Origin of the sequence: Candidatus Poriferisodalis sp. (assembly GCF_965208925.1) — a bacterium.
In the GTDB taxonomy this organism is placed as follows: Bacteria; Actinomycetota; Acidimicrobiia; order Acidimicrobiales; family Poriferisodalaceae; genus Poriferisodalis.
Genome location: NZ_OZ242364.1, coordinates 2,774,942 through 2,798,447, shown reverse-complemented (window position 1 = coordinate 2,798,447; position 23,506 = coordinate 2,774,942). Strand labels below are relative to the sequence as shown.

The 23,506-nt window shown below is 66.6% G+C and carries 18 protein-coding genes; 7 read left to right on the top strand and 11 right to left on the bottom strand.

Annotation, left to right across the window (positions count from 1 at the left end):
* The 3 genes from ACOGI5_RS12280 to thrH form a co-directional block, all read right to left on the bottom strand.
* A complete protein-coding gene (locus ACOGI5_RS12280) occupies nucleotides 1-990 on the bottom strand; it encodes an ROK family protein (RefSeq protein ID WP_419864697.1) in 990 nt (329 codons plus the stop codon).
* 90 nt (nucleotides 991-1,080) lie between these two features.
* A complete protein-coding gene (locus tag ACOGI5_RS12275) occupies nucleotides 1,081-1,563 on the bottom strand; it encodes a peroxiredoxin (RefSeq protein ID WP_419864696.1) in 483 nt (160 codons plus the stop codon).
* A gap of 74 nt (nucleotides 1,564-1,637) precedes the next feature.
* Nucleotides 1,638-2,270, bottom strand: a complete 633-nt coding sequence (gene thrH / locus ACOGI5_RS12270; RefSeq protein WP_419864695.1) for a bifunctional phosphoserine phosphatase/homoserine phosphotransferase ThrH — start codon at nucleotides 2,268-2,270, stop codon at nucleotides 1,638-1,640.
* A 126-nt stretch (nucleotides 2,271-2,396) separates the two neighbouring features.
* On the opposite strand from thrH, the gene ACOGI5_RS12265 reads away from it, so the two are divergent.
* Both ACOGI5_RS12265 and ACOGI5_RS12260 read left to right on the top strand, forming a co-directional pair.
* Entirely contained in the window at nucleotides 2,397-2,954 is a 558-nt protein-coding gene (locus tag ACOGI5_RS12265) for a VOC family protein (protein ID WP_419864694.1), read from the top strand.
* A gap of 15 nt (nucleotides 2,955-2,969) precedes the next feature.
* Nucleotides 2,970-4,133 carry an acyl-CoA dehydrogenase family protein gene (locus ACOGI5_RS12260; protein WP_419864693.1) on the top strand — a complete coding sequence of 388 codons (1,164 nt, stop codon included), beginning with the start codon at nucleotides 2,970-2,972 and terminating at the stop codon, nucleotides 4,131-4,133.
* Nucleotides 4,134-4,181: 48 nt separating this feature from the next.
* On the opposite strand, the gene ACOGI5_RS12255 is transcribed toward ACOGI5_RS12260, so the two are convergent.
* Genes ACOGI5_RS12255 through ACOGI5_RS12240 form a run of 4 tightly spaced genes read right to left on the bottom strand, consistent with a single transcriptional unit; the run spans nucleotide 4,182 to nucleotide 8,780 of the window.
* Nucleotides 4,182-5,726, bottom strand: a complete 1,545-nt coding sequence (locus tag ACOGI5_RS12255; protein WP_419864692.1) for a 2-oxo acid dehydrogenase subunit E2 — start codon at nucleotides 5,724-5,726, stop codon at nucleotides 4,182-4,184.
* 14 nt (nucleotides 5,727-5,740) lie between these two features.
* Nucleotides 5,741-6,793 carry an NAD(+)/NADH kinase gene (locus tag ACOGI5_RS12250; protein ID WP_419864691.1) on the bottom strand — a complete coding sequence of 351 codons (1,053 nt, stop codon included), beginning with the start codon at nucleotides 6,791-6,793 and terminating at the stop codon, nucleotides 5,741-5,743.
* A complete protein-coding gene (locus tag ACOGI5_RS12245; RefSeq protein ID WP_419864690.1) occupies nucleotides 6,790-7,791 on the bottom strand; it encodes an alpha-ketoacid dehydrogenase subunit beta in 1,002 nt (333 codons plus the stop codon). The genes ACOGI5_RS12250 and ACOGI5_RS12245 overlap by 4 nt, the downstream gene beginning before the upstream one ends.
* The gene (locus ACOGI5_RS12240; RefSeq protein WP_419864689.1) at nucleotides 7,788-8,780 is read right to left on the bottom strand and encodes a thiamine pyrophosphate-dependent dehydrogenase E1 component subunit alpha; all 993 of its coding nucleotides are present in this window, start codon (nucleotides 8,778-8,780) and stop codon (nucleotides 7,788-7,790) included. The genes ACOGI5_RS12245 and ACOGI5_RS12240 overlap by 4 nt, the downstream gene beginning before the upstream one ends.
* 150 nt (nucleotides 8,781-8,930) lie before the next feature.
* On the opposite strand from ACOGI5_RS12240, the gene ACOGI5_RS12235 reads away from it, so the two are divergent.
* Nucleotides 8,931-10,721 carry an IlvD/Edd family dehydratase gene (locus ACOGI5_RS12235; protein ID WP_419865483.1) on the top strand — a complete coding sequence of 597 codons (1,791 nt, stop codon included), beginning with the start codon at nucleotides 8,931-8,933 and terminating at the stop codon, nucleotides 10,719-10,721.
* Nucleotides 10,722-10,763: 42 nt separating this feature from the next.
* Complete coding sequence (locus ACOGI5_RS12230; RefSeq protein WP_419864688.1) at nucleotides 10,764-11,717, top strand: calcium/sodium antiporter; 954 nt, start codon at nucleotides 10,764-10,766, stop codon at nucleotides 11,715-11,717.
* Nucleotides 11,718-11,777: 60 nt separating this feature from the next.
* Here the strand turns inward: ACOGI5_RS12230 and ACOGI5_RS12225 are convergent, their stop codons facing one another.
* Entirely contained in the window at nucleotides 11,778-13,229 is a 1,452-nt protein-coding gene (locus tag ACOGI5_RS12225; protein ID WP_419864687.1) for an MFS transporter, read from the bottom strand.
* A gap of 42 nt (nucleotides 13,230-13,271) precedes the next feature.
* Here ACOGI5_RS12225 and ACOGI5_RS12220 point away from each other — a divergent pair, with 42 nt between their 5' ends.
* The 3 genes from ACOGI5_RS12220 to ACOGI5_RS12210 are packed head-to-tail and all read left to right on the top strand — an operon-like array spanning nucleotide 13,272 to nucleotide 17,869.
* Nucleotides 13,272-15,428, top strand: coding sequence for a molybdopterin-containing oxidoreductase family protein (locus tag ACOGI5_RS12220; RefSeq protein WP_419864686.1), 2,157 nt, complete (start codon nucleotides 13,272-13,274; stop codon nucleotides 15,426-15,428).
* Nucleotides 15,429-15,440: 12 nt separating this feature from the next.
* The gene (locus ACOGI5_RS12215; RefSeq protein ID WP_419864685.1) at nucleotides 15,441-16,943 is read left to right on the top strand and encodes a class I adenylate-forming enzyme family protein; all 1,503 of its coding nucleotides are present in this window, start codon (nucleotides 15,441-15,443) and stop codon (nucleotides 16,941-16,943) included.
* The gene (locus ACOGI5_RS12210) at nucleotides 16,940-17,869 is read left to right on the top strand and encodes a YihY/virulence factor BrkB family protein (RefSeq protein ID WP_419865482.1); all 930 of its coding nucleotides are present in this window, start codon (nucleotides 16,940-16,942) and stop codon (nucleotides 17,867-17,869) included. The genes ACOGI5_RS12215 and ACOGI5_RS12210 overlap by 4 nt, the downstream gene beginning before the upstream one ends.
* Nucleotides 17,870-17,907: 38 nt before the next feature.
* On the opposite strand, the gene ACOGI5_RS12205 is transcribed toward ACOGI5_RS12210, so the two are convergent.
* The 3 genes from ACOGI5_RS12205 to ACOGI5_RS12195 form a co-directional block, all read right to left on the bottom strand.
* A complete protein-coding gene (locus tag ACOGI5_RS12205) occupies nucleotides 17,908-19,185 on the bottom strand; it encodes a DUF222 domain-containing protein (protein WP_419864684.1) in 1,278 nt (425 codons plus the stop codon).
* A gap of 154 nt (nucleotides 19,186-19,339) precedes the next feature.
* The gene (locus tag ACOGI5_RS12200) at nucleotides 19,340-20,737 is read right to left on the bottom strand and encodes an McrC family protein (protein WP_419864683.1); all 1,398 of its coding nucleotides are present in this window, start codon (nucleotides 20,735-20,737) and stop codon (nucleotides 19,340-19,342) included.
* A complete protein-coding gene (locus ACOGI5_RS12195) occupies nucleotides 20,738-23,500 on the bottom strand; it encodes an McrB family protein (protein WP_419864682.1) in 2,763 nt (920 codons plus the stop codon).
* Nucleotides 23,501-23,506: the final 6 nt, after the last annotated feature.

Here is a 23,506-nt window from a genome sequence, read left to right as displayed (position 1 = left end):
TCACCGGGGAGAGGCGCCGCCCAACGCGGCACTGTGACCCTGCGCGCCGCCCAATGCGGCACTGTGACCCTGCGCGCCGCCCAACGCGGCACTGTGACCCTGCGCGCCGCCCAACGCGGCGCCGAGCGCCGCAGAGAGCTCGCCTGCTTTGGAGGGAACGATGCTGGGGCGGGATTCGGCCGATCGGCCGATGAGCAGCGCCGCCATGTGTTTGTCGGTGGTCGGCGCTAGCAGATCCCAGTCCTCGCTGAGTCCTCCGCCGATGACCACCATTTCAGGGTCGGTCAGGATGCACAGATTCGAGATGCCGAGCGCCAGCCAGTACGCGAACTTGTCCAGCAGCTCGAGCGCACCAGCATCACCTTCGCGTGCTGCGGCAGTCACCTCTGGCCCGCGGCATGTCTCGCCGAATCGCTCGACAGCCATCCGATCCAGGGCGGAACCGGATGCGTACGCCTCCCAGCAGCCCCGTCGCCCGCAGGCGCACTGGCGGCCCCCTGCCTCGACGATCATGTGCCCAGGCTCCCCCGCAAGCCCCCCTGAACCGCGCAGCACCTCGCCGTTCAGCATGAACGCTCCCCCGATCCCCGTACCGAGCGACACCATGACGCCATTGCGAACGCCACGCGCAGCACCAGCGGACATCTCCCACCGGGCGGCACAGTTCACCTCGTTGTCAAGGAACACCGGCATGTCCAGCAGGTGGCTGAGGCCCGACCCGATGTCCGCCCCGTCGACATCGACGAGATTGGGCGACACGGTGATGCGACCGTCGAGCGTGATCAAGCCGGCCATGCCGACGCCGACCGAAACTGGGCGCGACCCTGTGCCAAGACGCGCTGTCATGTCCGCCAGGGCATCCATCAGCGGTCCCGCTCCGTCGGGTGTCGGCTCGCGCAGGGTCCGCTGCACGGCGCCGCCGTGATCGGTCACCACGCCGAAGATCTTCGTGCCACCGACGTCGAAGCCGATGTGGGTGGCCGACTTCACTTCACCGGTCGCTTCGTTGTCGCCCGGCTTCTCATCAACGCTGCGACACCCACTCAAAGGCGTCGCAGTCCCAGATTCGTCCGCCGTGGATCAGAGTTTCCCCAGCATGGACGAACAGCTCGAGACGTCGACGCCGCCGCCTTCCTCAACCTCAAGCGCTGTCACCGTGCCGTCGGTGATCACTGCGGCGTACCGGCGCGATCTCATGCCCAGGCCGAACCCCGAGCCGTCCATGACCAAGCCCATCGCCTCGGCAAATTCGCCGTTGCCGTCTGCGGCCATCTCGATGCCCTCTGCACCCTGAGCCTGGGCCCACGCACCCATGGTCCACGCATCGTTCACCGAGACGCAGACGATCTTGTCGACGCCCTTGCCGGCAAGCTCGGAGGCACCTTCGATGTACCCCGGGAGGTGGACATTGCTGCAGCCCGGGGTGAATGCCCCCGGCACTCCGAACAGCACCACCTTGCCACTGCCCAGCATCTCGCCCGACTGCACGGGCGCAGGCATGCCGCCCTCGTCCAGTACTCGCAGTGTCACATCGGGAATCTGGTCGCCGACCTCAATCGCCATTGCTTCGCTCCGTCCCTGCTCGTTGTGTGGGGAACATGTGGCTCGCAGCGTATCCGGCGTCCCGGCCCTGAGGCTCAGTGGGCAGTCGGCACCTGCACGCTCTCGATCCAGTGCAGCAGTTCGCTGTAGGTGGACGCCGACGGCAGGTCCGGATTCGCGTCGGCCACCGCCTGGGGACATCGGAACAGGGTCGCCGCGTCAGCCGCCCTCAGCATCGTGAGATCGTTGTAGGAGTCGCCGACAGCGGTCACGTGGTAGTTCAGCGCTCGGTATGCCTCGACGGCACGCCGCTTGGCGTCGTCCACGCGACGTCTCCACCCCGCCAAGCGCCCGCCGTCCACGTCAAGACGGTGGCAGAGCAAATGGGGATACCCCATCAGATCCAGGAAGTGATCGTCGAATTGCTCGAACGTGTCTGACAGCAGCACCACGACCCATCGCTGCCGGAGCTCGTCAAGGAATTGCCGTGCGCCCTCCAGCAGGGGCAGCTCAGCGATCACGGCGCGGATCTGCTCGAGCGACACACCGTGGGCGTTGAGCACGTCGATCCGGTATCGCATCAGCGCGTCGTAGTCCGGCTCGTCCCGAGTCGTGCGCCGCAGCTCGTCGATGCCGGTGCGCTCAGCCACCGCTATCCAGATCTCCGGCGTCAGGACGCCCTCCATGTCCAGCGCGATCACCCTCTGCACGAGCGCCGATTCTGTCACGCACACCGCCGCCACCCGGGAGCATGCCGAGACACTCCCGATACTGTTGAGGCTGAGCGGTCGTCTTCGTCGCTGACGGCCGAACCAGAGAGGTTCTCCCAGAGGGATCATCCCAGAGGAGTTGTCATGGCATCACAAGCCGAGGTTCCGCAGGTTCGACTGCCTACCAAGATGGCTCATTGCGTGTTCCGCACCGACGACATCGGGGCAGTGCGGGACTGGTGGTGCACGGTGCTGGGTGCGCAGGTCGTCCACGAGAGCGAGTTCATCTGTTTCATCTCCTACGACGACGAGCACCACCGGATGGCATTCGTCAACCGCGGCCAGCCGGGCCGCTACGAGTCCCGCAACGGCACCCTGGAGCACATCGCATACACCATGGGCAGCTTCGGCGATCTCATGGACCATTACGAGCGACTGCGGGCCAAGGGCATCCTGCCGGTGCGCACTATCAACCACGGGCCGACCACCTCGATGTACTACGCCGATCCCGACGGCAACGGAGTGGAGTTCCAGGTTGAGAACTTCCCCACCATGGCCGAGTGCATCGACTTCATGAACGGGCCGGTCTTTGCGGAGAACCCCATCGGGGTGCTGTTCGACGCCGATGTGCTGCTCGAGCGATTCCGTCGCGGTGACCCGCTCGCTGAGCTGGTGCAGCAGGGCTCAGCCCCGGCTGCCTGACCCACGGAGCAATCAGTGAGCAACCCGGCCCACCGCAACGTCTACATGACCGACGAATTGCAGGCGATCTACGACCAAACCGCCGCGTTCGTCGCCAATGAGGTCACTCCTTCAGGCGACGCCTGGGAAGAGACGGGCCAGGTCCCCCGCGAGATCTACAAGCGGATGGGCGAGCTGGGGATGTTCTCGCTGCGCGTGCCCGAGCGCTGGGACGGCCTGGGCCTCGGGCCGCTGGCCTCGGCTGCATTTGCCGAGGCATTGGGCACGTCGACCTATGCGGGCTTCGAGGCGAACATCTTGGTGCACACCGACATGGCGCTGCCGCACCTGCTCAATGCAGGCAGCGAGGCGCAGCTCGAACGCTGGCTGCCGTCGATCCAGTCCGGCGACACGATGCTGTCCATCGGTGTCACCGAGCCCGATGCCGGCTCGGACGTGGCAGGCCTGCGCACGACCGCCGTGCGCGACGGTGACGGCTGGCGGCTGAACGGTGCCAAGACGTTCATCACGGGTGCCGTGTACGGCGACATGACGGTGCTGGCTGCCCGTACCGACCCCGACAACCGGTACGGGATCTCGATGTTCCTGGTGCCAGCCCGGACCGAGGGTTTCGAGGTCGCGCGCAAGCTCGACAAGCACGGCTGGCGCTGCTCGGACACAGCCGAGCTGGTGCTGCGTGACGTGTGGCTGCCCGACGACCACCTGCTCGGGGAGCTGCACCGGGGCTTCTACGCCACCATGCAGAACTTCCAGAACGAGCGCATGGTGATCGTGGGAATGGGCATCGGCGCCGCGCAAGTGGCCATCGACCTGACCAACGCCTACACCCAGCAGCGCAAGGCCTTCGACGGCTCGCTGTACGACTTGGGCGCCATTCGCCAGCGCATGGCAATGAATCAGGCCAAGGTGGACGCCGTGCGAGCCTCGATGTACCACGCAGCGTGGCTCAAGGAACAGGGCATCGACGCCATCAAGGAGATGTCCGGCGTCAAAGCGCTCGGCGCCGAGGTCGTGAACCAGGTGATGTACGACTGCATGCAGTTCCACGGTGGCATCGGCTACATGAGCGAGTCGACGATCGAGCGAATGTGCCGCGACGCCCGCATCCTGCCGATCGGCGGCGGCGCCACCGAGGTCATGCTCGAGGAAGTCGCCAAGCGCAGCTACGTCGACGTCTGAGCGGGCCGAGGGGCTGAGGCCCAACAACGCTGGCTTGGGGGAAGCTGACTAACGGGACTCGAGCCAGTCCCGTACGGCGCCCGCGAATCGGGCAGCCGGCGCGCCGTCGAAGGCCCGGTGGTCCCACGTCAGCGACAGCGTGAGCGTCGGGAGTGCAGCCGGAACATCCGCCGACCAATCAGTCTCGTCGCGGATGCGGCCCACACCCAGGATCGCCGTATTGGGCGAGTTGATGATCGGCGTGAAGGCATCGACGCCGAACATGCCCAAGGCCGTCACGGTAAACGTGACGCCCTGGTAGTCGTCGTATCCGAGTGTGCCGTCGCGGGCCCCAGCGGCGAGGCGCGTGGTCTCCGAGGCGATCTCATCGAGACTGAGCCGGTCGGCGTGGCGGACAACCGGCACGAGCAACCCATCGTCAAGCGCGACAGCAAGCCCGACGTGAATGTCGCCCAAGAGCGCAACCGCATCGTCAGTGACCTGAGAATTCACCCGCGGGTGCCTGACGAGCGCAGCCGCCGCCGCAGCGATCACATAATCCGTGTAGCCCGGCACCACCGCTGCGACAGCATCTGCGCCCCCATCACGCTCGTCGGCGTTATCGCCACGAGCGGCTTCGACGAGTGCAGCCCGTTCGGCCACCACGGCGCTCATGTCGACATCCATCGTGAGTGTGAGCTGGGCCATCGAGCGGAGCGACGCACTCATGCGCTCGGCGATCACACCGCGCATCCCCCGCATAGGTATCTCTTCGACCGGGGTCTGCGACAGGGGCGGCGCAGGAGTGGCAGACCTCGTCGATGCGTCTGCCGCGGCCACCGTTGCAACGGTTGCAACCTGGGTCGGAAACGCTCTGGTGGACGAAGCCGAGTCTTCGCCGGCGGCCCGCGAGCTGAGGTCAGCCAGCAACGTGCGGACGTACGCGGCTACATCGGTACGCGAGATGCGTCCATCGATGGCGCTGGCCTGAACGGAGCGAAGGTCCACACCGAGCAGATCGGCGAGCTGACGAGCAGCGAGGGTTGCCGGCGGCTGCGCCAACGCACCTGGCTCGGGTGTCGTGGATCCGGTGATGCGAGCCGGCTCAGCTGCAGGCAGTGCCGCCAGAGCCTCGCTCACGGCTCGCACATCTCGCTCGGTGATGCGGCCCTTGGGCCCGCTTCCGGCAACCGCTGCGATCTCGACGCCGAGCTCTCGGGCCAGCCGCTTGGCCGCCGGCGACGCCAAGATGCGCTCGCCTGGCGCACGCACCGGCACTGTGGGCACAGGCAGCGGGGAGGGCTGAGATGCAGGGACGGCCGTTGCTTGCACCTGCGCCGCGGCTGGCGCGACATCGGCCGGCGCCGGAGGTTCCTCGCCGGTTTCCAGGAACCAGCCGATCCGCACGCCGCAGGGGTATTCCACGCCGATCTCGCCGGTCTGGGCAAGCACACCGCTGCCCGAGGCCTCAATCTCGGTCTCGACCTTGTCGGTCTCCACCAACAGCACTGCCTGCCCTGCGGTGACCTCGGCACCGTCGGGCACGAGCCAGCGCAGGATCGTTCCCGACTCCATCGTCAGGCCCAGCTTCGGCATTGCAAACTCGATGGCCATCGGCGTCCCTTTGCTCAGCGACCCGCAACCGCAGAGCCGAAGGGGTAGCGCCGTTGCTGTGCTGCCGCAACCGCAGCACCCACATCGATCACGTACGGACCATCCGGATTGACGGTGGCATCCGCCCTCTCGCCCCGGCCCAGCACAATCTCGCGTTCTCCGTCGAGGGTCAGCACGCCGGGACCCGACAGAGTGACCGGCTGGCCGAAGCGCAGTCGCTCGCAGTGCGCGATGTCGATGTCGGAGTAGGTGCCGGGCATCACCGCTGCTCGGATGTGCCTGCAGCCCTGTACATCCCGTGCATTCGCGGACGCGCACCCCAAGCCGACATGCACCCCGCCGGATTCCTTCCTGCCCACGGGTGCAACGGCTGCAGCGATGGCGGCGAGTCCAACCGAGTCGGGCTCGGCGATGGCGGCCACGATCTCGCTCACCGACCCCAGATCCCAAATGGCGCGTGCTCCCACGAACGCGCCCCTCACGAGACACACATCAACGAGCGCCATCTCCGCGCGCTGCATTCCCTCCGTCGTGATGTCGATGATCTTCGCCTGCCACGTCACCTCGGCCGCATCGGCGTGGCCGCTCGCCACGGCTCCCGCAGCGAAGCCGGCGACTGTGGCCTCAGTCTGGACTGGGAAGACGTTGTTGGTGCCGACCGCCAGCGGCACCAGCGGTGCTTCGCGCCAACCCGTCGCGACATCACGCTGGGTGCCATCGCCGCCGAGCGCAACGATGGCCCCCACGCCCTCGTCACGAAACTGCGCGGCGGCCATCTGCGAGTCACGCCCGGTGTGCCAGCCATGCGGTTCGGCCACCTCCACCAATCCGGGCACTTCCAATCCCGCCAGCGCACGCTCCCCCAGCCGTGCCCGGTCGCCGCTGATCAGCACACGCTCGGCGCCGCCCTCGATCGCACCCACCACGGCGCGCCGTATCGCGCCGATCTTGACGGCGTCTGATATCGGGGTTGCCCCCGAAGTCAACCGCCTGATGTCATTGCCGGCGAGCGGGTTGGCGACGATTCCGACTACTGGGCCGGCCGCCGAGTCGGCAGCTTGGCTCACGCCGCCGCTAGTGCCCGGATCCGTTCGCCGATCATCTCGGCGTTGGGAACCCATTCCTTCTCGAGCACGGGGCTGAACGGCACCGGGCTGAATGGCGCGCCGACGCGCTCGATCGGAGCATCCAGATAGTCGAAGGCTTCCTCAGCGATCTGGGAAGCGATCTCTCCACCGAGGCCGCCGAACCGCACGGCTTCGTGCACCACGGCGACCCGGCTGGTTCGCTGAGCTGATTGGACCACAGTGTCCATGTCCAGCGGCTGGAGGGTGCGCAGATCGATGACATCGCACTCGATGCCTTCTGCGGCCAGCGCATCTGCCGCCGACGTCGCCTCGTGCACCATGCGGCCGTAGGTCACCACCGTGATGTCGTCGCCCGGTCGCACAACTTGCGCCGTGCCCAAGGGAATCTCATACAGGTCCTCGGGAACGTCGCCCTTCAGTCCCAGCAGGCGCTTGTGCTTCACGAACACGGTGGGGTTGTCATCGCGAATGCACGAGATGAGCAGACCCTTCGCGTCATACGGGTTCGACGGCATCACCACCTTGAGACCCGGGATGTGGCACAGCATCGCCTCGAGGCTCTGGCTGTGCTGGGCCGCCGCTGACAGCCCTGCCCCGGCGCTGGTGGTGATCGTCATCGGCAGCGTTGCCTTGCCGCCGAACATGTACTTCAGCTTTGCCGCCTGATTCACGATCTGGTCCATGGCCACGAGCATGAAGTCCATGAACATCACGTCGACGACCGGGCGCAGGCCGCTCACTGCCGCCCCGGTGCCCAGACCCACGATGGCCTGCTCGCTGATCGGCGTGTCCACCACTCGCATGTCGCCGAAGCGCTCGTTCAGGCCGCGGAACGAACCAAACACTCCCCCGGCTCGGCCCACGTCCTCGCCCGCCACAAAAACGTCCGGATCGGCGTCCATCATCTGCGCCAGCCCCTCGGTGAAGGCGGTTCCGTAGGCGATGCGGCGCTCGTCAGTGTCGGCTGGGGGTGTCATGAGGTGGCTCCTGAGTACGCGGCCGGCGTGTAGACGTCGACCAGCAGGTTGTCGGGATCGGGCAGCGGACTCTCCTCGGCGAACGCGATCGCCGCTTCGATATCTGCCTCCGCTGCGTCGTGCACGGCTTGAGCGCCGTCGGTGTCGAGCACACCGGCAGTTGCCAGCCGATCCTCGAACAGCTCGATCGGGTCTCGCTGCTTCCACTGTTCGAGCTCGTCATCGGAGCGGTACTTCATGCCGAGGGTCTGCACGCCATGGTGGTTGTAGAAGCGGTAGGTCTTGGCCTCGATGAACGAGGGACCCTCACCCCGGCGAGCCCGGCTGACGGCTTCGTGGGCCGCTTCCCATACCGCGACCACGTCCATGCCGTCCACGATCGCTCCGGGCATGCCATACCCGGCTGCGCGGTCGACCACATCGGTGATGGCCATCGTGCGATCACGGGGCGTGAACTCGCCGTACTCGTTGTTCTCGCACACGAACAGCACCGGCAGCGACAGCGCAGCCGCCATGTTCGCAGCTTCATGGAAGGCCCCGATGTTCGAAGCGCCGTCGCCGAAGAACACCACCGAGACTCGGTCGCTGCCCCGGTACTTGTTGGCGAACCCGGCGCCTACGGCGATCGGCACGCCGCCGCCCACGATGCCGTTCGCGCCGAGCATTCCCAAGTCGAGGTCGCAGATGTGCATGGAGCCGCCCTTGCCCCCGCAGTAGCCGGTGGCCTTGCCCATCAGTTCGGCCATCATCCCGCTGTAGTCGCCTCCCTTGGCCACCAGGTGCCCGTGGCCCCGGTGGGTCGAGCTGATCTGGTCGTCATCGTCGAGGTTGGCGCACACCCCGGCGGCCACGGCCTCCTCCCCCACGTACAGGTGCAAGAAACCGGGCAGCCGGTTCTGCTCGGCGAGCGGGCCGGCGGCTTCCTCGAAATGGCGGATCCGCACCATGCGCCGGTGCAGATCCAGCAATGTCTCTGGACTCGGATCCATGCGTGACCCCCTCTGCCGAGCTCTGGCCCGGATCACACTAGTTCTGGGCCGTCGCGCAGGTCCGCGTAGGGTGGCCCGGTGGCACCCGAACCAGATGCACCTCCGACCTCTGAACCCCGTTCGATTCATCCCAGCGGCCCCGATCCCGGCATCGGGCGCGGCGGACTGCGCTCAGCGGCCTGGTTCGACATCGAGGGTGACCCGCTCATGTCGGCGCTGTACCTCGAGCGCTACGCCAACTACGGGTTGACACGCGAGGAGCTCCAGTCGGGCAAGCCGATCATCGGCATCGCCCAAACCGGCTCAGACCTGTCGCCGTGCAACCGCCACCACCTCGAGCTGGCCAAGCGAGTGCGCGAGGGCATCCGGGAGGCCGGCGGCATCGCCTTCGAGTTCGGCGTGCATCCCATCCAGGAGACCGGCAAGCGTCCCACGGCTGCGCTCGACCGCAACCTCGCCTATCTGGGCCTCGTCGAGGTGCTGCAGGGATACCCCCTCGACGGCGTGGTGCTCACGATCGGCTGCGACAAAACCACCCCTGCATGCCTGATGGCGGCCGCGACGGTGAACCTGCCGGCTATCGCCCTGTCGGTCGGTCCGATGCTGAACGGCTGGCACGAGGGCCGCCGTACCGGTTCGGGCACGGTCGTGTGGAAGGCGCGCGAGCTCTATGCCGCCGGCGAGATCGACGATGCGGGGTTCATCGATCTGGTGGCGTCCTCAGCGCCATCAGTGGGCTACTGCTCCACTATGGGTACCGCCACCACGATGAACTCGCTCGCCGAGACGCTGGGCATGCAGCTTCCCGGCGCCGCAGCGATCCCGGCTCCGTACCGCGAGCGAGCGCAGGTGGCGTACCGCACCGGGCTGCGCATCGTCGAGATGGTGCGGGAGGACCTGCGGCCGTCGGACATCATGACTCGCGAGGCGTTCGAGAACGCCATCGTCGTGAACTCGGCGATCGGCGGATCCACCAACGCCCCGATCCATCTCAACGCGATCGCCGCACACCTCGGCGTACCGCTCGACAACGACGACTGGCAGAAACACGGCTACGCAGTGCCGCTGCTGGTGAATCTGATGCCTGCTGGGGACTACCTCGGCGAGGACTATCACCACGCCGGAGGTGTACCGGCCGTGGTCGGCGAGCTGATGCGGGCCGGGCTGCTGCCGCACCCCGAGGCGCTGACCGCCAACGGTCGCAGCATCGGCGAGAACTGCGCGGACGCCGAGATCATGGACACCGATGTGATCCGCGCAGCCGGCGAGCCGCTGCTGGCCGATGCAGGCTTCATCAACCTGTCGGGCAATCTCTTCGACAGCGCCATCATGAAGACCAGCGTCATCTCCGACGAATTCCGCCAGCGCTACCTGTCCAATCCCGACGACCCCGATGCATTCGAGGGCCGTGCCATCGTCTTCGACGGGCCGGAGGAATACCGGGCACGCATCGACGACCCCGATCTGGACATCGACGAGCACTGCATGCTGTTCGTGCGCGGGACGGGCCCGGTCGGCTACCCCGGCGGTGCCGAAGTGGTCAACATGCAACCGCCGGCAGCGCTGCTGGTGCGCGGCGTCCACTCGCTGCCCTGCATCGGCGACGGCCGTCAATCAGGCACGTCTGGGTCGCCGTCAATCCTGAACGCTGCGCCCGAAGCCGCTGTCGGCGGCGGTTTGGCGCTGCTGCGCACCGGCGATCGTGTCCGCATCGACCTGCGACGCGGCAGCGCCGACATGCTGGTTGGCGATGACGAGCTGGCCCGACGCCGCGCCGAGCTGGATGACGCCGGCGGCTACCCGGTGCCGCCGTCCCACACCCCGTGGCAGGAGATCCAGCGATCGATCGTCACCCAGTTCGACGAAGGCATGGTGCTGCGTCCGGCGGTCAAATACCGGGACACTGCCCGCGCCCATGGCACGCCCCGGCACAACCATTAGCAGCCGGTTGACGGCGCTCAACGAGCCCCGGACACCTCAGCGATGATCTGGGCACTGCTGGCGCTGCTGGCAGGATTGGTCCTGCTGGTGGTTGCCGGAGACCATTTCGTGGCGGGTGCGTCGCGCCTGGCGACGGCGTTGCGCATGCGCCCCGCAGTGATCGGCGCAGTGGTGCTGGGATTCGGGACCTCAGCCCCCGAGATGGTCGTGTCCGCGCTGGCCTCGATCAACGACAACCCGGCGCTGGGCGTGGGCAACATCGTGGGCTCGAACGTGGCCAACCTCAGCCTGGGCCTCGGTTTGGCGGCGCTGCTGATGCCAATCCCGTTCTCCAACATCGCACTGCGTCGCGACGTTCCCTGGTCGGTAGCGACCGCCGCCGTCTTCGCCCTGCTCGTGATGGACGACCACCTCAGCCGGCTCGAAGGCGGTCTGCTGGCAGTGCTCATGGTGATCACGCTGGTGTGGCTGATCCGCACGTCGCGTGATGACGAACGGCTGCCTGATGCGGGCGGCGCTCCTGGCTCGACCGCACGTGACGCCGGGACGGCATGGCGCAATCTGGCGCGGGCGGTCTTGGGCCTCGGCGGTGTGATCGTCGGTGCGCAGCTCGCCGTGGAAGGCGCTATCGCCCTGGCCCAGCACTGGAATCTGAGCGGTGGCTTCATCGGCTTCTCGATCGTGGCGCTGGGCACGTCGCTGCCGGAGGTGGCGACGGTGGTGGCCGCTGCCCGCAAGGGCCATACCGAGCTGATCGTGGGCAACCTGTTCGGCTCCAACGTCTTCAACAGCCTGGCTGTGGGCGGGGCGATGGGGCTCGTGGGAGCCGGCGCCATCGACGACCCGTCGCTGACCGGCCTCGGGATCGGGGCGATGATGGCCGTGGTCATGCTGGCCTACCTGGGCGCCTTGGTGGGCAAGCGCGCCGGGCGCATCGACGGCGTCGCCCTGCTCGCCATCTACATCGCCGCGATGATCCTGCTGGGCACGAGTTGAGCGCTGCTCGCACCACTCGGCCGTGACTCGCCAGAGCAACTGGGGGCGCGACCGCGCTTGCTAGCGCTCGCTTGGCGCTAGGCCGCGCTGCCAGATCCACAGCAGCACGATGCCGATAAGCGAGCAGGCGGCTGCCGCATAGAAGGCGCCGACGGTAGCGCCCACCACAGCTGCAGTCACGCCGAGGACGGGCCCGCCGAACCCCGCTGCGAGCTCGAAGAACATTGTGAAGGTGCTCACAGCGCGGGCACGTTCATACGGAGGCACACCATCGACTGCGGCGACCATGAGTGCGGGGTACAGCAGTGACCCGCCGAGTGCCAGGACCACCACGCCGACGTACAAGCCCAGGGGCGTGACGAACGTGCCGATGATCGCCATGCCCAGTGCGGCTCCTGTCAGGGCGAGCGTCGCCGTCCGGCGAGTACCGAGGCGGTCGGGCAGCTTGCGCCCAATCATCCTGACCACCAGCACGAGCACGCCGTACACGGCAAAGACGGGTCCGAAATCGCCGAGATTCTGTTCTTCCGCCAGCTTCGGCAGGTAACCCTGCAGCGCCGGGAAGATGATGATGCCCATCGCGAGCACGGTCCCAGGCCAGATCGCGGAGCGGTAGAACAACCGGCTCATGAGCGTGGCCCCCTGGCCGTGCGGCACGCCAGCCGGCGCCGGGGTCGGCGACTCGTCAGTTCCGATCACCTCGAACACCGTGGGCTGCGCGGCGCTCGGCAGTCGGCGGGCCCGGAAGGAGCCCTCGACGGCGGACGGCGAGATCGCCTGGCCGTTCGGGGGCGGAATCGGCATCAAGAGCGATTCCTCGCGGGGCAGCAGTGTGCCGATTGCCGCCGCAGCCAGCATGAGGGTGCCGGACACCACGAATGCCACGTCGAAGCCGTCCAGCGAGGTCGAGGTGTCTCCCCATTCCCGCGCTGCCTCCCCGACCCATGGGCCGATTGCCATTCCCCCGTAGATCGCCACCGAGAACCAGCTGAGGGCTTCCCCGCGCCGGTGCTCGGGCGCCAAGTCGCTCACCATGGCTGCGCTGCCGACGAAGAAGGCACCCTGAAACGCACCGATGAGCAGGCGCATCGCCAAGATGACGATGTACGTGTCCGCCCAGACGTGCCCGAACGTGGTCAGGGCCGTCAAGAAACAGCCGGACACCACCAAGAATCGTCGGCCCCTCTGATCGCCGAGGATGCCGATTGTCGGCCGGGCGGCAATCGCCGTGACTGCAAACACGCTGATCGCAAAGCCGACTGCCACATCGCCGCCGCCGGTCCGCTCGACCACCAGCAGGGAGATGAGCGGCAGCAGCGTCGAGAACGAGACAGCCGAGAAGAAGGCACTGATGTTCAGGATGAGGAACGCCGGGCTGAACAGGCGCGACGGCTCGCCAAGGGGCGGCGCAGCGACTGGCGTCGCCGGAATCGTCGTCTGGGACATAGGGCGATGGCCTCGATCACGCTCCACCCGCAATTCGATGCGAGCGAGCGGGTTCCGGTACGCCATGCTAGGGGCGATGGCTGAAACGCCGCCGGGAATTCTCGGCCGATGACCGACGCACCGACCGTCGTACGCGGGGCCTGCCATCACGACTGCCCGGACACCTGCGCGTGGGAGGTGACGGTCCGCGACGGCGTCGCAGTGCACCTGCGGGGCGACCCGACTCAGCCCTTCACCGACGGCCAGCTCTGCCCCAAGGTGAACCCCTTCCTGGATCGCGTGTACCACCCCGACCGGCTGTTGCGGCCGTTGCGGCGAGTCGGGCCCAAGGGCGAGGGCCGCTTCGAGCCGATCGACTGGGATGCCGCAATCGCCGAGATTGCTGAACGGATCGGCGCCGCTGTGGCACGGCACGGCGGCGAGGCTGTGCTGCCTTACTCGCTCGACGGCACCCAGGGACTTGTCCAGAAGGGTGTGCTGGCCGATCGGTTCTTCGCAGCGCTGGGCGCAACCCGTCTGAATCGGCACATCTGCGGGGTGACTGCCTGGCATGGCGCTGCCGACGTGCTGGGGGTGCCGCTCGGCGCGGACCCCGCCGAGATCGCCATGGCACAGACCGTTGTCTTGTGGGGCACCAACACGCTGCTCACCAACCGGCACCTGTGGCCCTACATCGAGTCGGCCCGGGCCGGCGGGGCGATGGTCATCGTCGTCGACCCGGTCTCGACGATGACTGCTCAGCGATCCGACTGGCATATTCAGCCGCGCCCTGGCACCGATGTCGCACTCGTGCTGGGCATGATCGGCGTGCTCGACCGCGTCGGCCTCATCGACGAGGAACGTGTGAGCGCAACCGCCTCGGGCTGGCCCGAACTTCGTGCCGAAGCCAGGGCCCTCGGCCTCGAGGGCGCTGCCTCGATCACCGGGCTTGCCGAAGCCGACATCATCTCGCTGGCCCATCGCATTGCGCAGCAGCGGCCTGCTGTGCTGCGTGCGCTGATCGGCATGGAGCACCGTGAACACGGCCAGGACATCCACCGTGCCGTAGCTGCTCTCGCCGTTGTGTCGGGCTCGGGTTACATGCGCTCCACGCAGGTGTACTTCGATACGGCATTTGCCGATCTCGTGCCGCCGCCGGGGCCGCAGCGGACCGTCAACATGTCAGCCCTCGGCGCGACCCTCACCGATGCCAGTCTGCAACCGCCGGTCACTGTGCTGCTGAACTATGGCTGCAACCCCGCCGCCATCACGCCCGACCAGAACCGGGTGCTGGCGGGCCTCGAACGCGACGACCTGTTCACCGTGGTGATCGAGCAGTTCATGACCGACACGGCTCGCTATGCCGACATCGTGCTGCCTACCACGACCCAGATCGAGCATCTCGACCTGATGAACGCATGGGGCCACCTCTACGTATCGCTGAACCTGCCGGCGATCGACCCGCTCGGCGAGTGCCTGCCGAACACGGAGATCTTCCGGCGACTGGCCGGCGCACTGACGCTCGACACATCCGGCCTGGCCGACAGCGACGAACAGGTGGCGCGAGACCTGCTCGCGAGCGGCCACCCGTGGCTCGACGGCATCACCTACGAACGGCTGGAGCGCGACGGCTGGGCGCGGCTGGCAGTGCCGGAAGGCTGGTCCGCGATGACGGAGCGGGCAGTTCCGGTGGCACCCAGGCCGGATTGCGCCGATTCGGCCGGCAGAGCCGATGGTGCCGTCAGCGCCGGGAACGATACGCCCGGCGAGATGCACCGCACAGCAGCTCCAGCCCGTCAGTTGGGTCCGCTGCGCCTCGGTGCACTCCGCTACCGACCCGCAGCAGAATCACCGAGCGGTGACGCTGCGCTGGCCGGGCGCTATCGGTTGGCGCTCATGTCGCTCAAGCAGCACCAGCGATTTCTCAACAGCCACTACGGCGGGTTCGAGCACCACCTTCCCGATCCGCCCCAGCCGCAGCTCGAGGTCGACGCGGCCGACGCAGCGGCACGCGGCATTGCCGACGGCGACCGGGTGCGTGTGTACAACGACCGCGGCGAGCTGTTCACCACGGCCGCTGTCTCCGACCGCCTCCAGCCCGGCCTGGTGACGATGCCCTTCGGCTGGTGGGCGGGCGGCGCCGACGAGCGCACGGTCAACGTGCTGACCAATGCGGCAGTCGGCGGCCACGACCCCGATGTCGGTTCGGCCGCATTCCACGACACCCTCGTCGAAGTGGAACCTGCCCCGGCTACACGGCAAACAGCCAATGACTCATCGTCGTAGCCTGCAACGACGATGAACATCGCCGAGCTGCTCGAGCGCTTCCCGCACGACGACACCGTCGTGCTGATTGATCGCTCAGCCACACCGCCCGAGCATGTCGCTGCATCTGCCTTGCGAGAACGGGCGCTGCGCTGCGGGGCAGGCCTCGCGGCCCGCGGCCTGGCGCCGTTCACTCGCATCGGGCTGCTCGCAGCGAACTGCGGCCAGTACTACGACGTGATGTTCGGCGCCCCAGCGGCAGGGCTCGTGTTCGTGCCGCTCAACACTCGGCTTCCCGCCGAGACGCAGGCGTACATCCTCGACGACGCCGATGTGCAACTGGTCATCTCCGATGCCGAGCACGCGCCGCTGGTGCCGCCGAGCATGCCGCACATCGTCATCGGCACCGCCGAATGGGACGGCCTGGTGGCCCACGAGCCATTGAGCGCGGCAGCCGCCGTGGACGGCGACGACATCGCGGTGCAGATCTACACCTCGGGTTCCACCGGGCGGCCCAAGGGCGTGCTGCTGACCCACCGCAACGTCACCTTTACCGTCCTCGAATACGGCGCGGCGATGCCGGGCGAGGTGATGCTGGTCTCGGCCCCGCTGTATCACAAGAACGCTTCGATGTCGTCCAAGCTGGCGTTCGCGAACGGTGGCACGGTGGTGCTCCTCGGGGGATTCACTGCGTCGGGCTACATCGAGGCGATCACCGAACATCGTGTGACGATGTGCTCGGGCGTGCCGACCATGTTCGCTCTCGTCACCGCCGAGATCGCTTCCCGTGTAGCGGCGGGCCAGCAGGTCCCCGACCTGTCCTCGGTGCAGCGCGCCTTCATCGGATCGGCACCGCTGACCGAAGCGCTCTACGACGACGTGCAGCGGCTGCTGCCCCAGGCGCTCGTCTCCAACGGCTACGGCACCACCGAAGCCGTGCTGGAGTTCGGCCCGCACCCCGAGGGCAACCCGAGGCCGAAGATCTCGGTCGGCCATCAGCACCCGAAGGTTGAGCTACGGCTCGTCGACCCCGACACCGGCGAGGACTCCGATGCCGGCGAGCTGTGGGTGCGCTCGCCCGGCGTCATGACCGGCTACCACAACCTGCCCGACGTCACCGCAGAGCGCCTCACCGACGGCTGGTATCACACCGGCGACCTGATGACCCGTGACGAAGACGGCTGGTACTACTTCGTGGGCCGTGTAGACGACATGTTCGTGTGCGCCGGCGAGAACATCTACCCCGACGCCGTCGAGCAGATGCTCGAAAAGCACCCTGGAGTGCATCAGGCCGTGGTGGTCCCAGTGCCGGACGAGCTGAAAGGCCAGCTGCCGGCTGCCTTCGTGCGTGCCGAGCCCGGCCACACGCTCACGGCCGACGAGGTCAAGCAGCACGCGCTCGCCAACGGCCCCGCATATGCACATCCTCGGCATGTCTGGCTCGTGGACGAGATCCCGCTCGCCTCGACCGCGAAGATCGACCGCAACGGCCTCGTGGCGCGCGCTGCAGAGCTTGCGAAGGCTGACTCCTCCTGAACAGCGAGCACGCTCCGGCAGAAAGCACAGCGGAAAGCACAACGCGGCTCCGCTCGCTGACGCGCAGCGCACTGAACATCGCCAGCGAAGTCCGGCAGGACTGGGGAACCAAGCGCATCGGCGGCCTGTCGGCGGAGATCGCCTTCTTCGCTCTGCTGGGACTGTTCCCGGCCATCATCGTGTTCGCTGCATTGCTGGGATCGCTCGACGTGCTGATCGGCCAGAGCGCCGCATCGGGCACAGAGGATTGGCTGCTCGAGCGGATCAGCGACACCTTCGGCGACCAGAACACGCTCGATGCCACGGTCGCTGACCTGTTCGACCGCTCCGACGCTCGGGTGGTGACCGTTGGTGTGGTCGTGGCTGCCTATGCGTCGTCGCGCGGCTTCATCGCCGTGGTGCGTGCCTTGAACGTCACACGCGGTCACTACGGCGCTCGCAGCTGGCTGTCGACCCGCCTGGTGGGCTTCGCGCTGACGTTCCTGACGCTGGTGGTTGCTGTCGTCGTGGCGACGATGGTGGTGGTCGGGCCCCTGTTCGGCGGGGGTACCGAGCTTGCGGACCGGCTGGGCGCGGGAACGTCGTTCAGCACAGCGTGGGACTGGCTCCGCTGGCCGGTCGTGGTCATCGCCGTTGTCGCCTGGGCGGCCACGGTGTACCGGATCGCGCCACGCCACAAGCTCACCTGGCGACGAGAAGTGCCCGGGGCGCTGCTGGCAACCGGGTGGTGGCTGGCAGTGTCGGGCGGCTTCGGCGCCTACCTGCAGCTCGCCTCCAATGGCGTCAACGCCGTCTTCGGCCTGCTCGGCGGCGCCCTCAGCCTGCTGCTGTGGCTCTACCTGCTGGCCATGGGCCTGCTCGCCGGCGCCGAGCTGAACAGCCTCCTCGACGGCCACCGCCCGCCTCGACGTTCCTCAACCGACTGACGCTGCTGTCACCCGATCGCGGGGCTGCCCCGCTTCGTTCAGTACGGCGGTGCTCGTGGCCCGATTCGGCTGTCGGAGTGCGTATTGGTAGCAGTGATCGCGGTGTCAGGCGGCTGGAGTTCGTAGTGGCCAGGATTCGCGGGTTGGCCAGGTTTGGTGGGCTTGCCTGGATGCCATTGGGCGATGAAGCCTTGTTGGTGGATCTTGTGGTTGTGGCAGTCAGGGCAGACCGTGAGGAGGTTCTCATAATCGGTGGGACCGCCGTGCTGCCAGTGGTCGATGTGGTGATGCTGGCAACGTTCAGGCGGCATGCCACAGCCCACGCAACCCTTGTCGCGCAAGGCGAGCGCCGCACGTTGGAGCTCAGTGGCGGTGCGGCGGCTGCGTCCCATGCGCAGATCGCCGGTGGCGGCTTCGAAGATTGTCGGCAGCACTTCGGCATCGACGGCGAGGCGTGCGATCTCGCCAATGGGCACCGGAGTGCCATCAGCGAGACGACCGTTGGCGAGCTGGTGGTTGACCAGGTCGTAGTCGGCCACCACGATCAGCGACGTCCCCGCAGGACGCTTCGCGTCGGGTTCGAGGATCAGCTGGCAGATCGCGTCCGCTGCACGTTGTGGCGGTGTGCGCCGCGCATCGGCGCCTTCGTTGCTGAACAGGCGCCGCTCCATCGCAGCGACCGCACTGCCGAGCCGCGCACCGGTGACCGAGTCGACCTCGAGATGCAGCACCGTCATGCCGTCGCTGCCCCTGGTCGCGATGGTGCCAGTGCGCGCCTGGCGCTGGCGTTCCAGCACCGACACACCGTCGTTCTCGCTGACCTCGGCCACATGGCGCGCCACGGTGCGGCGGAACTCGTCATAGCCCTCCTCGGTCGCCCGCTGTGCCAAATACCGCTCGTCCACCGGAGCGTCGCCGGCAGCGCGGGCGATTATCTGCGCGTGTCCCACCGGCACCGAACCCGCAGCGAGCCCGTCCCGGGTCGCGTCCAGACCGCCGAGCCGCACCGCGTCGCGCACATCGCTGCGAGCCTTGCGGCCCGACACCGACATCTCGTTGGTCGCAGCATGCGCAGCCGCGCCGTCGCCGCTTCGACGCGCTATCTCACCCAGTGTGTCGGCCTTCATCGCGGCCAGTCGCGATTCCGCCTGTGCGATCTCACGTAACCGATCCCGCAGCCCCGCCCCGCACAGCACGGTTACGTCAGCCGCATCCACACGCACCCCGCCCAACGCCAAGGCGCCGGTCGCGCCGCCGACCGAAACGGCGTTCGTGGCCTGTGCACTGCCCAGAGCCGATTCGCTGCCGATTGCCATAGAACAACCGTACGAAAGGGGTGTGACATCAAAGATCCGTGGCACTGGTTCGCGCCTGGGTGTGACTCAGTGCATCACGGGATTGACGCCGGTCTGCTGAGCTGCGGTTCCGGTGCCGGCGCCGCTGGCTCGCACGACCGATCAGGCGAGCGGCTTATCCCGACGCAGGCTCAGAGGCGGCTGTGCGTTCCGTCGATCTCTTCAGGTGATCGGCAAGGGCGGCGATCTGAGCTTCAATGTCGCTTGGGGTGCCCGAAAGGTCAATGGCGACGGCGTGGAGTTTCGTTCCCGCGTGCCGAACCGTGATTGCTGACCCAGCTAGAGCTGTGACATCGCCATCGTGCCCCGGAGCATCGTCTGCGCCCCGAGGGACTCCAACCGATCCAGCTGGACCGCCAGGTCCGGCGGATGTGTCGCGATCGACATCGGCGCAATAGATGAGGGTGCCTTCGCTCAGCTTGAGTGCCGTGGTGTAGGCCAGCAGTTGGTAGTAGTCGCCGTGCCGTGCAAGCGGCCCGGCAGCGCCCGTGATGCTCGTATCGGCTTCCGCGAGCTTGTACTTGAGGTCGGCGACACCGACGGTTTCGCCGCGGTGACGGAAGGTGAGGTCCGGCTTGATCTGGACTTGGCGCTCGTCATCGAGATAGGGCCGTATCTGCGGTCGCACATCCAACCGCCCGCGCAGCGCTCGCTGGAGCCGGGCCGTCACGAAGTCCTCGAAGAGCTGGTTCATGTCCAGCATGAACGCTGATGCCGCGGTGTCGCCGTGCTGGTCCTGCAGGGTGCAGTTGGCCAGGATCAGGCGTGCTAGCGCCAGCGCCGGTCGGTAGTGCTCGTTCAGCCGGCTGTATTGGATGCGATCAAGACTGTCCAACGCCATCGTCACAGTGGGTTCGGCCACACCATCGAGAGCGGCGAGCAGCCGGCGAAGCCGCCGCCGGTCGTCATGTGGCACTTCGGGCACACGCAGCGCCAGTCGAACTGCGGCTGTCAGGCAGCGGTTCTCGTCGACGTCTGCCGTGAAGTCGTCCCACGAGCACGCCATCGGCACCAGCACCCCGCCCCGACGGAACTGCCGCACGAAGTCGATACGGCCTCGCAGCGCGAGCAGGTCGTCCTCTTCGTGCCGGTAGTGATGGAAGAGTCCGCGCGCGAGCGTGGTTTCCGCCGTGCGTGCGAAGAACGACACCAACGCTGGCAGCAGCTCATCGGTGGTCGCGTAGTCGATGGCCTCGGCCTGCCACGCCTCGGACGGCAGCCCCACTTCCAGCAGGAAGAACAGGTTCTCGGGCTTGATCTTCGGCCGCACGATGATGCGTAGATCGCCCAGCGTGAATCCCCCGACCCACTGCCGAGTTGACACCTTCCACCAGCCGTTCTCCCGGTCAGTCTCCACCGACACCCACGGTGTCTCCCCAAGGCGGCGCGCAGCTTCGCCGCCCAGCCGCAGACGCTTGGTGCTCCACTCCTGAAGCACAATTCGTCTGCCCTCGCCCGCGGCACGATCCATCCCGGGGGCGTCCGGCCTCACCGCAGTGTCGACGAATGTCATCTAGTCGTCGCCGTAGCTCTCGGCGCCTTCATCGCCAGCGGACTGGGGTTCATCGTCATCGCCGGCTCCGTCCGGCGTTCGCGTCTCCGAACCCGACGCAGTCGCTCCGGGCCCGTGACGCTTCCAAACCTCGCGGAACCGGTAACTATCGATGACTTCCTGACGACCGAAGAACTGGTCCTCAATCAGCGGCTCGATGTTGTACTCCCAGATTCGCCGCACACCATCCTTGTCCAGGTTGCTCTTCATGAAGTGGCTCGGCCCAATGAGCATGTGGTCACCTCCGAGATCACTGCGGAGTCGCTCGTTGACGCCATCGAGCAAGTCAGCGATCCATATCTGTCCCTGCTCGTTCTGTTCACACCAGCGCCGCAGCAGTCCCGCCGTCGGCTCACGATCTGGGAAGAACGGCACGAAGTGGAACCGCCGGCGCATCGCCGCGTCTATGAGCGCAATCGACCGGTCGGCCGTGTTCATCGTGCCGATAAACCACAGGTTCTCGGGAAGCAAGAAATCCTCATCCGGTCGGTACTGGGTCTGGATCGCCTCGTTGCGATACTCCAGCAGATACAGCAGTTCACCCAGCACTCTGGGAAGGTTCGCCCGGTTGATCTCGTCGATGACCATGACATGCAGCTCGTCGGGATGTTCCTGCGCACGCCTTGCGAGGCGAACCAGCGGTCCCGGCGTCAGCTCGTAAGTCATCAGCCCGTTGTCATCAACCTGGGGCCGGAACCCCTCAAAGAAATCCTCATACGAATACGCCGGGTGAAACTGCACCAGCGAGTACCCCGGATGCTCGTCGGCATCGTCGTATCTCGTCAGTTCCCACGCGAGTTCATGGGCGAAGAAGGTCTTGCCCGTCCCAGGCGGGCCATAGAGGATCACCTGCCCCTTGTCCTCCAAGAGCGCCACGATGTCTTTGACGAATCCCACATCGCACAGCAGATCCGTCGCCAGCGCCGCTAGGTCACCGTCGTCGATCCATGGTTCGTCCGCCTCTTCGTCGCTCGGGTGCCGCTCCATGAGCCAGTAGAGGAACTTCGACATTCCCCATGTGTCGACATCACCGTCGTCAGCAAAGTATGGGCGCAGCGTTTCGAGCAGTAGGTCGTTGGCCTGCATTACCACTGTTCCCGAATTCAGCTCCGCACCCGAGAGCGAGAGCAGCTCTCGAGCTACCAGTCGAAGGTCATCGCCGATGAGGTCCAGCCGGTCGAGAACCTCGATCATGTCGATGACGCCCGGGTACTTGCGGCTCTTGCGCAATAGGTAGATCGGGATGACGTCGTGCGGCCGACAAATTGCGAGCAGACGCGTCCCGACCACATACCGCACGCCACTCAGGACTCCAGACGCGGCGGCTCGATCAAGTCGTGTGACCTCGTCATCACCGCCGAAACACACCTCGGCCAACTCATCGCGAATCTGCAGCCAGTCCTGCGCCGACGCCTTGTTGACGAGCTTGTTGGCCCCCGCGCCTGCGTACCCCACGCTGCCGTAATCAAACTCAGCCGGATTCCACACCGCCTTGACCGCCTCGCGATCTTCATGAGTGATCTCTGGCAATGACCTCAGAATCTGCTCAAACTCGACTCGCGCTAACTCATGCTGGTGATCGTCATCGCTGGGGTAGCCGCTGGCCCGGAACTCAGCCACAAGCGTGGACAAGTCGAGTTTCTTGCCGTCACTACCCCCGACACGGCCGTCCATTTCCTGGCGCTCCATGACGCGCTCGCTGAGCCAGTACAGAAACGTCCGCATGCCCCATGTGTCCACAGAATCGCCGTCGGTGAAGTGCGGACGGAGAATCTCCAGCAGCAGATCGTTCGACTCGACGACCGCCCGGCCCGACGGCTTGCTGCGCGGGTGCTCCCGCAGCACGGTCTCTGCACGGTGCCGCGTTTCGGAATCAAGCAGCCCCTCGTCTATGAGCAGTTGCAAACAGACGAGCTTGCCCGCCCAGCGCCCTGCGTGATCCAACGAGTAGTTGGGGATTACTCGTTGTGGATCAATGACAGCTACTACGCGGGTCGCGCTGGCCCACCCCAGGCCATAGATTTCGTCGAAGGCTGTTTGCAACCGGTCGGCAAGGTCATCCTCTCCGAAGCAAAGCGCAACCAGTTGCCCGCTTAGTCTCTCCCACTCCGCCTCGCTCGCTCGGTCAATGAACGAGCCGAGCTGAACGATCTGGCCAACGCCGCCGTAGCTGCCTTGCCCCTTCGGACGCCAGACCTCCTTGATCTGCTGCCGCTCAGGATGCGGCATCGTCGGCAGCCGACGCAATATCTCTTCGAAGCGCTCGCGTGCTCGCAGATGTACGTCCTGGTCAGCCAAGGAGTAGCCGCCGACACTCCCACCTTCTGTGGCTACGCCATCTGCTACGGCGATCGCCGAGTCGTTGCCGTGTCTGCGGAACTCGGCGACAAGTCGGGCGAGCCGCTCCGACGGGTCTTGGTCCACGACATCAGCCTCTACTGATATCGGCTGGTTTTGAATCCAATTCCACCACCGCCCGACACGAGAGCGATAATCCCCCTGAGGTCTGACATCGAGAACCAGTACGTTCGTGACCCACTCACTCAGGAGTTCCTCGTTTCGTTCACCAGGATGTGCCTGCCGCTCGAGCGCGTGACCGATCCAGCGGCTCACGACGGTTCGGAGATTCGCAACAGCATTGGTCGGGTCCGTTGCGCTCGTGGTGCTCCTCACGTAGTCGAGGAACTCTTCAAGACGCTGCGCCCAGTACTGCTCTTTGTCCATGACGGC

What these genes read in the sequence shown, in the direction of transcription:
- ACOGI5_RS12220 (WP_419864686.1), top strand. Translation starts at nt 13,272, where the DNA reads ATGACCGACGCACCGACCGTCGTACGCGGGGCCTGCCATCACGACTGC.
- ACOGI5_RS12215 (WP_419864685.1), top strand. Translation starts at nt 15,441, where the DNA reads ATGAACATCGCCGAGCTGCTCGAGCGCTTCCCGCACGACGACACCGTC.
- ACOGI5_RS12205 (WP_419864684.1), bottom strand. Translation starts at nt 19,185, where the DNA reads ATGGCAATCGGCAGCGAATCGGCTCTGGGCAGTGCACAGGCCACGAAC.
- ACOGI5_RS12195 (WP_419864682.1), bottom strand. Translation starts at nt 23,500, where the DNA reads ATGGACAAAGAGCAGTACTGGGCGCAGCGTCTTGAAGAGTTCCTCGAC.
- ACOGI5_RS12230 (WP_419864688.1), top strand. Translation starts at nt 10,764, where the DNA reads ATGATCTGGGCACTGCTGGCGCTGCTGGCAGGATTGGTCCTGCTGGTG.
- ACOGI5_RS12245 (WP_419864690.1), bottom strand. Translation starts at nt 7,791, where the DNA reads ATGACACCCCCAGCCGACACTGACGAGCGCCGCATCGCCTACGGAACC.
- ACOGI5_RS12240 (WP_419864689.1), bottom strand. Translation starts at nt 8,780, where the DNA reads ATGGATCCGAGTCCAGAGACATTGCTGGATCTGCACCGGCGCATGGTG.
- ACOGI5_RS12275 (WP_419864696.1), bottom strand. Translation starts at nt 1,563, where the DNA reads ATGGCGATTGAGGTCGGCGACCAGATTCCCGATGTGACACTGCGAGTA.
- ACOGI5_RS12265 (WP_419864694.1), top strand. Translation starts at nt 2,397, where the DNA reads ATGGCATCACAAGCCGAGGTTCCGCAGGTTCGACTGCCTACCAAGATG.
- ACOGI5_RS12200 (WP_419864683.1), bottom strand. Translation starts at nt 20,737, where the DNA reads ATGACATTCGTCGACACTGCGGTGAGGCCGGACGCCCCCGGGATGGAT.
- ACOGI5_RS12255 (WP_419864692.1), bottom strand. Translation starts at nt 5,726, where the DNA reads ATGGCCATCGAGTTTGCAATGCCGAAGCTGGGCCTGACGATGGAGTCG.
- ACOGI5_RS12225 (WP_419864687.1), bottom strand. Translation starts at nt 13,229, where the DNA reads ATGGCGTACCGGAACCCGCTCGCTCGCATCGAATTGCGGGTGGAGCGT.